Below are 12,114 nucleotides of genomic sequence, written 5' to 3'. Positions count from 1 at the left end.
TCTCCATTAGTCTCTTGCTCTAGCGATAATGTGAATCGGCGTTCCTACAAAACCGAACGCTTCACGTAAACGATTCTTTAAGAAGCGCTCATATGAAAAGTGCATTAATTCTGTATCGTTTACAAATATAACAAATGTTGGTGGTTTTACCGCAACCTGTGTCGCATAGAAGATTTTCAGACGGCTACCATTATGAGTTGGTGTTGGATTCATCGCTACCGCATCCATAATTACATCATTTAATACGTTCGTTTGAATACGGATACTATGACTTTCATTTACTTCATTAATAACTGGTAATAATGTTTGTGTACGTTTTTTCGTTTTCGCAGATAAGAATACAATCGGTGCGTACTCTAAAAATTGGAAATGAGCACGGATGTTTTCTTCAAATGCTTTCATTGTTTTTTCATCTTTTTTCACTGCATCCCATTTGTTTACGACGATAATAACAGCACGTCCTGAATCATGAGCATATCCAGCAATTTTTTTATCCTGTTCAATAATTCCTTCTTCTCCGTCTAAAACGACTAAAACAACGTCAGAACGTTCAATCGCTCTAAGCGCACGAAGTACACTATACTTTTCTGTGCTTTCGTATACTTTCCCTTTTTTACGCATACCAGCTGTATCGATGATTACATAATCTTGACCATCTTTACTATATGGCGTATCAACAGCATCACGTGTCGTTCCCGCTATATTACTTACAATTACACGTTCTTGACCAAGAAGTGCATTTACAAGTGATGATTTCCCTACATTTGGACGGCCAATTAAAGAGAAACGGATTGTTTCATCATCATACGCTTCTTCTTCAATCTTTGGAAAATGATTTGCAGCTTCATCTAACAAATCACCAAGTCCTAAACCGTGTGTACCTGAAATCGGGAATGGCTCGCCAAATCCTAATGCATAAAAATCATAAATATCACTACGCATTTCTGGATTATCAACCTTATTTACCGCAAGTACAATTGGTTTTTTAGAACGATATAAAATTTTAGCAACTTCTTCATCTGCTGCAGTTACACCATCGCGACCATTCGTCATAAAAATGATAACATCTGCTTCATCAATCGCTACTTCCGCTTGTTGACGAATTTGTGTCAAGAACGGCTCGTCTCCAATATCAATTCCACCTGTATCAATAATGTTAAATTCATGATTTAACCATTCTCCCGCACTATAAATACGGTCTCGTGTTATACCTGGTATATCTTCTACGATTGAAACTCTTTCTCCAACAATTCTATTGAAAATAGTAGATTTTCCTACGTTCGGGCGGCCTACTATTGCTATTACTGGTTTCGGCATATACTTTCATCCTTTCAACTTGCTTCTGTTTATTATGTAAAAAACCCTTCTTTGTGCAAGAAGGGATTTGCATTCCAGAATATTTCTCAGCGTATCAAAACACCTCACATTATACCACACGTTACTAATGTTTCACAATAATATATACATTCTCTTGTAAGCGATGCGCAATACCATCTAAAATTGCCTCTAAATTATTTGCAACAAATTCTAACTCATCTGTCGATTCACAAGTAAACAAAGGGGCACCACCAGCAAATTTCTCCGGCGTTGTTGTAATAACCGCGAGAATCACACTTTCTAACCTCATCTTTTATCTCCCCTTCCTTTCGGGGCTTCCGATGACATATGAACAGCACTTTCTAACGTCGGCACATTCCCTATGACACCTATCGCTTTCTCTGCATCTTGATCTTGTGGCAAGACAAAAATCCCAACCCTACCATCTTCTAAATCACGCTTTGCCAACGGCACAAGCGCTGGCGTACCAGAATCTCTATAAATCCCTAAAGCAACAGAAACATCATGTAAAATAGCTTGTCGTTGTCCTAAGTTTGAGATTGTCACCATCGCATCAATTGTTTTCGGCCTTAAAATAAAGCCCATTCCATATTTCATAATTTCCTCTTGCCTTGCTGGCAATCCAATATTCATAATGTAAATGTTATCAATATACAGCCCCGCTCCTTCAAAACGAAGTGGAACATGCTCGATATCAACAAGATCATGTAACCTTCTGCCAGACATTAATTTTTTCGCGATAATAAATGCGATTATAGCCATAATTACTCCAGCAATCCACGAATGGAATCCTATATACGCAAACGTCGTTGCAAACGACGTTAACATCGCCAAATAGTTTCGACTTTCAAAAACTAACGCAATCCCTTCAATATATGTATTTCCACGCGGTACGAGCTCATATCCATCTAATTGTTGAAGGGTATTTCTTTCCATATTACGCACATCACGAAACTGTGTTGCTGCTAATGTAAGAAATGTAATAGCAGAAAAATCTTTTTTCAAAATTGACGGAATCGCAATCGCTCCTAAAGCCGCTGCAATTAACCCCATCGCAACGTGAATAATTTTTCCGTGGAGCCTCGTCGGATATTGACGCGTATCTGTCCGGAGCATTAGCACTCTCGTTATTGTCCCCGCTATTACTCCGCATAAAATGGCCGGTGTATATTCAATCATGTATTACCCTCGCCTTTCTTTTACGTGCTTTCCTCTTGAACTGTTCCATGTATACTGATGCTTTTGCAATCCAAAACAAAATTGCCATGAAAAATGTAGCAACGGCGACGATATCAAAAAACGCTAAACTTCCGTAATCATAAGGGAAATGTAGTTTTCGAAAAATAAGTGTCACTAACAATTCCCCCTGTAACATTCCTATATAAAGAGAACATAATCTCAATATGCGATCCTCATGCAATAAAACCGATGCATACACAAGAGCACCACTTAACAAAAACAACCTGTCCACCACAATCCAAATCGGATCATATACTTCTAACAAATGAAAACTTGTATATAACATTGCAATAATAAGTGCCGAAAGTAAGCTATATAATTTTTTCCAAATAGAATATAGTGCGATTCCTATAAAAGCAACAATACAAAGCAAAAGTGCATTTACTGATACCGTGAATGAAGCAATCGTTACATGTAACGGAGAGCAAATAATAAAAATCAATATACAAACGCTTATCTTCCAGCGCATAGAGTCTTTTTTCATAAAAAAAGTTACAACGATCCACCCTATCCAAGCTAAAAAATAAAAAGTACTCCCTTCCATCATTTCACCTCCTATGTTTTCCATTATGGGAACTTTTTATGAAAGTTAATCCACTTTCTTCGCGCATAGTTTTTTCATATAACAGCAACACTTTTAATAAGGAGGTGCTATTCATTATGGGTAAAGATCGTCAAGAACGAAAACTAAGAGAATCACGACGCGTTGAATCTGATCGTGACCAATCACTACAATATCCGGGTGCAACTGGACTGGATACACCAGAGCAAGCCCGAAAACAAAATCAGCACTAATGAACACAAAAAGACGGTTTCGATATTGTACGAAACCGTCTTTTACATAATTATTTTAATGATTTTTACTTATATCAAAATAACATTTAACATCCGAATTTTTCTATGGTTTATTTTTATCTCCACCTATTTTTTCCTTTGCGAAATTAAACCCTCCCCAATAATTCAGTAGCAAACTATCTACATTTTCCAGCCTCTTTTTCAGTCGCAACTTGCACAAGATAGTGTTTATATAGGAATAATTTTATTTTGATAGAATATTAATTCCATTCCTCACCTTATATTACTAAAACGAACAAAAAACAAAAAAATCAACCAAACGGTTGATTTTTTATCTTCTACTATAATGCGTCGTATCAATACCACGCTGCGTTAACCAATGATACGTTTCGCCCTTTACAACAAGAGGTACAGCCTGTAACTCTTCTATCGTCTTTGCACCAAGAGCTGTCATAATAAATTTCAAATCTGTATGTAAAAGATCAATTTCATCCACTAACTTCTCGATACCATCTTGCATTAAAATACGTAAAAAATATCCAGCAAACGCAGTTGTATTCGCCCCTAATGCGATTGCTTTCGCTACATCAAGCGCTGTTTGTATACCCCCAGATGCAATAAAAGAGAGGTTATTATTTGTAGAGGTTGCTTCAATAATCGAGGTTGCTGTTTGTATGCCCCAGTTATTAAAATAAGAAAGCATTCGCTGTCTTCTTTCATTTTCAACAGCAGCAAAATTTGTACCACCTTGTCCACCAATATCAATTGCCGTTACACCTATGCTCGCTAACTGTTGTACGGTTTCCTTACTCATCCCAAATCCAACTTCTTTCACAATGACAGGAACTTTACTATTTAATACAATTTTCTCAATGCGCTGAAGTACACCAGTAAAGTCACGGTCTCCTTCTGGCATCGTTAACTCTTGTATGACGTTTAAATGAATTTGCAATGCATTCGCTTCAATCATATTAACGGCACGCTCTGCTTGTTCGATAGTTGCCTCACTACCTAAATTAGCAAAGAAAACACCATTCGGGTTTACCTTTCTGATAATCTTATAAGAAGCAGCCTCACTTTCATCTTTTAACGCCGCCATTTGCGACCCTACAGCCATAGCAAGATTATGATGTTTCGCTACATATGCTAATTGCTCATTAATATGTAACGTTCTCTCTCCCCCACCACCAGTCATCGCATTGATAAAAATCGGCGAACTTAGTGAAAGTTCGCCGATTTTTGTTTCACATGTTATTGAGTCATAACTTGAATTTGGCAATCCTTGATGCACAAAATCAATATCATGAAAGCCATGCGTACGAGACTGACCAGTAGAAAGAGCGTATTCAATATGATCTAATTTACGTTTTGCCCTTACCACTTGTACCCCTCTTTATTTCTTTAATTTTTTCAGTTGTTCACCAATAATATCACTTAATTGGAAAGTAGCAGAATCAGCATTTGGTTCATACTGACTGTAATCCTCAATTACATTATTTTCCTCAAGCGTTTCTTTTATACTTAAAGAAATACGTTTCTCTGCAACATGGACTTCAAGCACTTTCACTTTTACTTCTTGTCCCATTTCCAATACTTCATTTGGATTTTTCACGTGACGATTTGCAATTTGAGATACATGCACAAGACCTTCAACGCCAGGTAAAATTTCAACGAATGCACCGAATGTAACAAGACGTTTTACTACTCCCTCACGAATATCTCCAGCTTTTATTTCGCCAGCAACATTCTCCCAAGGTCCTGGCTGAGCTGCTTTAATTGATAAAGAAATACGTTGTGTATCAGCATCAACAGATAATACCTTTACCTTTACCTTTTGACCTTGCTCTAATACTTCAGAAGGTTGCTCTACACGTTCGTGTGAAATTTGTGAAATATGAACTAAACCGTCCACACCACCAACGTTAACGAAAGCACCAAAATCCGTTAATCGTTGCACTGTTCCTTCAACAACGTCTCCTTCTTTTAATGAAGAAATCGCTTCTTTTTTCTTAGAATCTAGTTCTAATTCTACTACTGCTTTATGCGAAAGGATTACACGATTTTTTTCGCGGTCTAATTCAACAATTTTCACGGCTAATGTTTTGCCTTTATAGTCAGTAAAATCTTCTACATAATGTACTTCTACAAGTGAAGCTGGGATAAAACCACGAACACCAAGGTCCACAACTAATCCACCATTCACGATATCTTTTACAGTAACATCAAACACATGACCAGAAGTAAATTTCTCTTGTAATTCTACCCATGCTTTTTCTGCATCAACAGCACGTTTAGATAAGACAAGATCATCTTCTTCTAATTTAATAATTTTCAATTCTAGTATTTGATCTAATTCTACAACATCGCTTGCTTTTTCAATATGAACGTTAGCTAATTCACTAATTGGAATTACGCCATCTGTTTTGTATCCAACATTTACAAGCACTTGTTTCTCTTCAACTTTCGTTACAGAACCTGTAACAACGTCACCAACTTGTAATTCTTTTGAATCCATAACTTCTTCATTCATTTTCTCTACCATGGAAATACCTCCCTACAGAATTGACAAAGCATTTTTATGTATATACGAAATGAAAACATATGTTTTCATTTGCATGTTTAAGAATTTATCATCACATACTCAGTTTTCATACATTTCACTAGAAAATATATTAAACCTATATAAATAGTATACAGCAAAATCATCTTGAAGAAAGTATGTTTTGAAATATAATAGCGAATATATTCTGAAAGTTTTATCCTTCTTTTACTAACTTCTTACAAATCCGATCATTTGTCAAGGAAAGAGACTCACAATTCACGCATCCTTTACATTGCTATATAAACAAAAAAGAAAGAGGTTATCCCCTTTCTTTATTTCGCAAACACTCCTGAAACAATACTCATAATTTTTTGGACAACTTCTTCAATTGATAAAGAAGTTGTATCTAATTCCAATGCATCATCAGCTTTCTTTAGAGGAGAAACTTCGCGTTCTGAATCTAATTTATCACGCTGAGCAATTTCTTTTTTTAACTGCTCTAAATTAGAATCGAAACCTTTATTTATATTTTCTAAATGTCTTCTTTCTGCTCTTTCTTCAACAGAAGCAAGCATAAAGATCTTCACTTCAGCATCTGGTAACACATGTGTACCAATATCACGGCCATCCATTACAACGCCGCCTTTTTCCGCTAACTCTTGTTGACGACGTACCATTTCTTCACGAACAAGGCGATGTTTCGCCACAATAGATACTCGATTCGTCACCTCAGGTGTACGAATTACTTCAGAAACATCTTGTCCATTTAAAAATACAAGTTGTGTATTTTCTCCTTGCTGAAACTCAATATTTACATTCTTTACAACTTCCATTAACTTCTCTTCATTTTCAATGTCCACTTTTTGTTCAAGGGCTGCATATGTAATCGTGCGGTACATTGCGCCTGTATCAATATAAACGTAAGAAAGTTTCTTTGCCACAACTTTTGCAACCGTACTTTTTCCAGCAGCTGCTGGACCATCTATAGCAATTGAAATTCGTTTATCCATTGTAACACCTCATTTTTTCACTTATAAAACAAAACGAAAAGCAGGTATTCTCCTGCTTCTTCTCATTTGCTTCACGTCATTAAATCCTCAATTATTGTAGCATAATCCTCCATAGAAGAAAATGAAAACTACCTATTCACCTGTAAGATTTCTGCTTTGTTTTTTACCATGACACCTTCATAATAAACAATTTTAGATAAATATTTCACTGATGACTTATGTATAAATAACAATTGCACAACAGAAAGACAAATGAATTGTATTACTAATATACGAATAAAAATTTTCTCCATCTTTTTCAATGTAATTGCTCCCTCCTATCCTACATTTACACATTTCGTTTCGTGATTTTATACATCGTATATATAGCAGCTAACTTTATTGTCATTTTCGAGGCATACTTTTATACATTTCCATTGTCGAATTTACTCAAAACATGTTATGTTCTAAATGTATTTTTCAACTTGAAAGGGGTATAAGCATTGAAAAGAATCCTAGTTTTACACACAGGTGGAACAATTGCAATGGAGGAAGATAAAGAAACTGGGGTCGTACAACCAGGTGAAAAAAATCCTCTTTTAAAATTTATTCCTGATTTAGAAGGCGATGTTGATTTAATCGTTGAAGACGTGTTCCATCTACCATCTCCTCATATGACACCGAGCGAAATGTTACAATTACAAGTCATCATTGATGAAAGAGTAAAACAAGACAACATTCATGGCGTAGTCATTACGCATGGTACGGATACATTAGAAGAAACAGCCTATTTCTTAGATTTAACAGTGCAAGCAACTATTCCAATCGTTGTAACAGGTGCAATGCGTTCTAGTAATGAATTAGGTGCTGATGGTCTATATAACTTCTTATCGGCTGTAAAAGTAGCTAGCTGTAGTGAAGCTGCTGAAAAAGGTGTTTTAGTCGTATTAAACGACGAAATCCATTGCGCTACAAATGTAACGAAAACACATACAAGTAACGTGGCAACATTCCAGAGTCCACAGTATGGACCAATTGGTATGGTAACAAAGCGCGGCGTTGTATTCCATCACGCTTTAGTACACCATGAAACATATTCAGTAAATAAGGTTTCTAAAAACGTAGTTGTTCTAAAAGCATACGCTGGTATGGACGATACATTGTTAGGAGCAATTGAAAACCTTCCAGTAGATGGGATTGTTATTGAAGCACTTGGACAAGGTAATTTACCTCCAAGAACACTTCCTAGTCTAGAACGATTAATCGACAAAGGAATTCCTGTCGTATTAGTTTCTCGCTGTTTCAATGGCATCGTGCAAGATGTATATTCATATGAAGGTGGCGGCAAACAATTAAAAGATATGGGTATTGTATTCACATACGGTTTAAATGCTCAAAAAGCACGTATTAAATTATTAGTTGCATTAGAGAATACAAATTCTCATGAAACAATCCAAAATATGTTTATGCACAATTAAAAAGAAGCTGTCGAAGTTTATTTCGACAGCTTCTTTTTATATTTCCCTTGACGCAATGGTTTGCGCAATCGCATCCCCATGAAATCGACCGTTCTCAATAAATATTTCATTTGCATTATTTCCAGCAGCAATTACACCTGCAATGAAAATATTTTCAGCGTTCGTTTCCATTGTATCCTCTGCATAAATCGGACGTCCTGTTTCTTCATCAATCCGAACACCCATCTTCGTTAAGAAACTATGATCAGGATGGTAACCAGTCATCGCAAATACAAAATCATTTTGGATTGTATATGCCTCATCATCGACTGTAAACGTTACTGTATGTTCAGTAATTTCTTTCACGTGAGCCCTGAAATGCATTTGAATTGTGCCGCTTCGTACTAACGCCTCAAACTCCGGCAAAATCCACGGCTTAATGCTTGGTGAATACTCACTTCCGCGATATAAAACCGTTACACGCGCACCGGTTTTAACAAGTTCTAACGCGGCATCTATACTCGAGTTTTTCCCACCTATAACTACTACATCTCGATCAAAATAAGGATGTCCCTCTTTAAAATAGTGAGCTACTTTCTTCAGTTCCTCGCCAGGAACATTCATATAATTTGGATTGTCATAATATCCAGTTGCTACAACAACATATTTCGCTATATATATTTCTTTACTTCCGTCACGCTTTGTTGTCTCAACATGAAAAACTTCTCCATCTTTTTGTACTTTCTCCACTCGCTCAAAAGCATTTACACGTACAGATTTACGCTTTACTACTTCACGATAATACGCAAGCGCTTGATTTCGAACTGGCTTACGATTTTCTGTAATAAAAGCTACATCACCAATTTCTAATTTTTCACTAGAAGAGAAAAATGTTTGATGAGTTGGATAATTATAAATCGCATTTACAATGTTTCCTTTTTCAATTACTAACGGATTTATCCCTACCTTTTGCAACGAAATTGCTGCTGCTAATCCGCACGGACCGCCTCCAATTATGATAGCTGTTTCTTTCTGCATACTCAGCTCACTCCTAGTCTTCTACCAATACGCTATTTATAAAAACAAGAAAAAACCTACTTACAGCAGTAGGCACCTATCTTTATTGTATTCATTTTTCATATATTTGTCATCTAAACGAAACGTACATCCGATAGACATCTGCTAAAAACTGCTGAAATTTAATACCTTGTTTCCCTAATACATTTTCAGGATCAATCTTTCTAGCTGGGTCAAGTGTTTTATGTGATACGATATCTTTCTTCGGATTCAAGCCGAAGTTTTGACATAAATACGCATGATACCACGTAAAACGGGTATATGCTTCCCAAAAGTTAACATCACCGCCATAACAAAGTTCCACTCCAATGGCAGCCTTATTGGCATCATAACCATATAAGTCATTATCTGTCGGCACACCATATCGAACGTGATAGGCAACTTCATTTATAGGAACAATTTCCAATATTGTTTTATCATCTATAAATGTATGTGCCGAAGCTTTCGGTTGTATTTCATTAAAATAATCCCGATTCCCTATCGCATTGCTACCAGGGTTCCCCGTATCATGACTTACAATAAACCTTACTTTAGAAAGAGGAATTCCCGGTCGTGAACTTCCATACCCAATATAGTTACGCTCTATAGGAAACATCGCCATTACTACCAACTCCCACTTCAGAAGATTACCTTACTTCTTTATATATGTATTCGGTAGCAATGTCCTTATCGCATATTTCTTACGCGAAGAGAAAATCGAAAATATTTGATGTGAACACCATAAATAATAAAATACTTACAGCAACTCCATAAAAACCGTAAAACCAAACACAATCTTCTTTCGTATCTAAACCGAAAAATTTATTTACAGATTGTAATAATGTGCCGCGCTTACTTTGTTTGTTTCTTAATACTTCCACTCGTTCTACAACATCTGCTGGCATCATAAATCTTTGGTCTACTGTCATTTTCATCATTTATCTCTCCTTAAAATCATTTCCGTTTTGTTTATCTAAGGAAAGTATAGCACGTTTGTTCGTGCAGAACAAGCGTTCTTTTTTGTTTTTATTTTATTTTTCAACAATCCAAGTAAGAATCGAGATTACAAAAGCGATAATCGGCCCTACTACAACTGCACCAAATATTAAAAACAGTAGTCCTTCTCCGAACATCCGAACGTTACTTGTTTTTCGGCCTTTCATCGTTCTTGAGAGTTCTCCCTCTAACCTCTTAACCTTTTCTTCTAATTGTTCTACTCGTTCCATCATTTCATTTTCCATATACAACACCTCACACTAATACTTCAACAAAAAAACGTGATTCCCTCGAAAGGAATCACGTTTTCTCACGATATAATATTATACCCAACCTCTGAAGCGACTTGCTTCAGCCATTTTACGAACACCGACCATATACGCAGCTAAGCGCATGTTCACTTTACGAACTTGTGCTGTTTCATAAATAGAATCAAATGATCTTACCATTACTTTTTCTAAACGTTGTTCTACTTCTTCTTCAGTCCAGTAGTAACCTTGGTTATTTTGTACCCACTCAAAGTAAGATACTGTCACACCGCCAGCACTTGCTAATACGTCTGGAACAAGTAAAATTCCGCGATCTGTTAAAATTTTAGTTGCTTCTAATGTTGTTGGACCATTTGCAGCTTCAACAACGATTTTCGCTTTAATATTATTAGCATTTTCTTCTGTAATTTGGTTCTCAATTGCAGCTGGAACTAAAATGTCGCAATCCAGTTCTAACAATTCTTTGTTTGAAATTGTATTATTAAATAGTTTTGTTACTGTACCGAAGCTATCACGACGGTCTAATAAATAATCAATATCTAATCCGTTTGGATCATGCAATGCACCGTAAGCATCCGAGATTGCAATAACTTTCGCGCCTGCATCATGCATAAATTTAGCTAAGAAGCTACCAGCATTACCGAATCCTTGAACAACAACGCGTGCACCTTTAATATCAATGTCGCGTTTTTTTGCAGCTTCGCGAATACAAATTGTTACACCTTTCGCCGTTGCTGTTTCACGTCCATGTGATCCACCTAATACAAGTGGCTTACCTGTAATAAATCCTGGTGAATTAAATTCATCAATACGGCTATATTCATCCATCATCCATGCCATGATTTGAGAGTTTGTGAATACATCTGGAGCTGGAATATCTTTCGTCGGTCCTACGATTTGGCTAATTGCTCGTACATAACCGCGGCTTAATCTTTCTAACTCACGGAATGACATTTCACGTGGGTCACAGATAATTCCACCTTTACCTCCACCGTATGGTAAATCAACAATACCACATTTTAAACTCATCCAAATTGAAAGTGCTTTCACTTCATTTTCTGTTACATTCGGATGGAAGCGAATTCCACCTTTCGTTGGACCAACAGCATCATTATGTTGTGCACGATATCCTGTAAATATTTTAACAGTCCCGTCATCCATACGAACTGGTATTTTCACTGTCATCATACGAATTGGTTCTTTTAATAATTCATATACTTCGTTTGGATAACCCAATTTTTCTAATGCTTCACTAATAACAATTTGTGTCGAATTCAATAGTTCAAAATGTTGTTCCCTTTGTTGTTGTGTTTTTGTTTGAGTTCCCTTTTCGGCTACCATAGTAAGTAAACCCCCTGTAATTTCACTTGTTTAGTAAACCTTCATTGCCTAGTATACACCGTTAAATTTGGAATGCAATAGAAAACGCTAAC

At 36.4% G+C, this 12,114-nt stretch carries 15 protein-coding genes; 2 read left to right on the top strand and 13 right to left on the bottom strand.

What is annotated here, in order from left to right; translation table 11 throughout:
- Positions 1-6: 6 nt before the first annotated feature.
- From der to NHG49_RS07650, 4 genes are all read right to left on the bottom strand, one after another.
- The gene (gene der, locus NHG49_RS07665; RefSeq protein WP_001125888.1) at positions 7-1,317 is read right to left on the bottom strand and encodes a ribosome biogenesis GTPase Der; all 1,311 of its coding nucleotides are present in this window, start codon (positions 1,315-1,317) and stop codon (positions 7-9) included.
- 124 nt (positions 1,318-1,441) lie between these two features.
- Positions 1,442-1,627, bottom strand: a complete 186-nt coding sequence (locus NHG49_RS07660; RefSeq protein WP_258125649.1) for a capping complex subunit for YIEGIA — start codon at positions 1,625-1,627, stop codon at positions 1,442-1,444.
- On the bottom strand, positions 1,624-2,517 hold the full coding sequence (locus NHG49_RS07655) for a YIEGIA family protein (protein WP_064476620.1): 894 nt from the start codon (positions 2,515-2,517) through the stop codon (positions 1,624-1,626). The genes NHG49_RS07660 and NHG49_RS07655 overlap by 4 nt, the downstream gene beginning before the upstream one ends.
- The gene (locus NHG49_RS07650) at positions 2,510-3,121 is read right to left on the bottom strand and encodes a YphA family membrane protein (RefSeq protein ID WP_000399216.1); all 612 of its coding nucleotides are present in this window, start codon (positions 3,119-3,121) and stop codon (positions 2,510-2,512) included. Before NHG49_RS07650 ends, NHG49_RS07655 begins: the two co-directional genes overlap by 8 nt.
- A 116-nt stretch (positions 3,122-3,237) precedes the next feature.
- Between NHG49_RS07650 and NHG49_RS07645 the strand changes: the two genes are divergently transcribed.
- Entirely contained in the window at positions 3,238-3,372 is a 135-nt protein-coding gene (locus NHG49_RS07645) for a YpzI family protein (protein ID WP_000513900.1), read from the top strand.
- 331 nt (positions 3,373-3,703) lie between these two features.
- On the opposite strand, the gene NHG49_RS07640 is transcribed toward NHG49_RS07645, so the two are convergent.
- The 4 genes from NHG49_RS07640 to NHG49_RS07625 form a co-directional block, all read right to left on the bottom strand.
- A complete protein-coding gene (locus NHG49_RS07640; RefSeq protein WP_088048403.1) occupies positions 3,704-4,753 on the bottom strand; it encodes a type 2 isopentenyl-diphosphate Delta-isomerase in 1,050 nt (349 codons plus the stop codon).
- Positions 4,754-4,765: 12 nt separating this feature from the next.
- Positions 4,766-5,914 carry a 30S ribosomal protein S1 gene (rpsA, locus tag NHG49_RS07635; RefSeq protein WP_000229549.1) on the bottom strand — a complete coding sequence of 383 codons (1,149 nt, stop codon included), beginning with the start codon at positions 5,912-5,914 and terminating at the stop codon, positions 4,766-4,768.
- A gap of 332 nt (positions 5,915-6,246) precedes the next feature.
- Entirely contained in the window at positions 6,247-6,924 is a 678-nt protein-coding gene (cmk, locus tag NHG49_RS07630) for a (d)CMP kinase (RefSeq protein WP_000361262.1), read from the bottom strand.
- Positions 6,925-7,052: 128 nt separating this feature from the next.
- On the bottom strand, positions 7,053-7,226 hold the full coding sequence (locus NHG49_RS07625) for a YpfB family protein (protein WP_000738047.1): 174 nt from the start codon (positions 7,224-7,226) through the stop codon (positions 7,053-7,055).
- Positions 7,227-7,406: 180 nt separating this feature from the next.
- On the opposite strand from NHG49_RS07625, the gene ansA reads away from it, so the two are divergent.
- Positions 7,407-8,381, top strand: coding sequence for an asparaginase (gene ansA, locus NHG49_RS07620; protein WP_081257388.1), 975 nt, complete (start codon positions 7,407-7,409; stop codon positions 8,379-8,381).
- A gap of 36 nt (positions 8,382-8,417) precedes the next feature.
- Here the strand turns inward: ansA and NHG49_RS07615 are convergent, their stop codons facing one another.
- The 5 genes from NHG49_RS07615 to gudB form a co-directional block, all read right to left on the bottom strand.
- Positions 8,418-9,398, bottom strand: coding sequence for a YpdA family putative bacillithiol disulfide reductase (locus tag NHG49_RS07615; RefSeq protein WP_001168483.1), 981 nt, complete (start codon positions 9,396-9,398; stop codon positions 8,418-8,420).
- 109 nt (positions 9,399-9,507) lie between these two features.
- Positions 9,508-10,038, bottom strand: a complete 531-nt coding sequence (locus NHG49_RS07610) for a peptidoglycan recognition protein family protein (RefSeq protein WP_001240648.1) — start codon at positions 10,036-10,038, stop codon at positions 9,508-9,510.
- Positions 10,039-10,117: 79 nt separating this feature from the next.
- Positions 10,118-10,354 (bottom strand): DUF3961 domain-containing protein, encoded by a 237-nt coding sequence (locus NHG49_RS07605; protein WP_001983018.1) that lies wholly within the window; start codon positions 10,352-10,354, stop codon positions 10,118-10,120.
- A 93-nt stretch (positions 10,355-10,447) separates the two neighbouring features.
- The gene (locus tag NHG49_RS07600) at positions 10,448-10,657 is read right to left on the bottom strand and encodes a hypothetical protein (protein WP_064476622.1); all 210 of its coding nucleotides are present in this window, start codon (positions 10,655-10,657) and stop codon (positions 10,448-10,450) included.
- A gap of 78 nt (positions 10,658-10,735) precedes the next feature.
- Positions 10,736-12,022: an NAD-specific glutamate dehydrogenase gene (gene gudB / locus NHG49_RS07595; protein WP_000225171.1), complete on the bottom strand. Its 1,287-nt coding sequence runs from the start codon at positions 12,020-12,022 to the stop codon at positions 10,736-10,738.
- Positions 12,023-12,114: the final 92 nt, after the last annotated feature.

It is taken from the genome of Bacillus sp. IBL03825 (genome assembly GCF_024712505.1).
Classification (GTDB): domain Bacteria; phylum Bacillota; class Bacilli; order Bacillales; family Bacillaceae_G; genus Bacillus_A; species Bacillus_A wiedmannii.
Note: the sequence above shows the minus strand (reverse complement) of the source record. Positions and strands in the feature narration are given on the sequence as shown.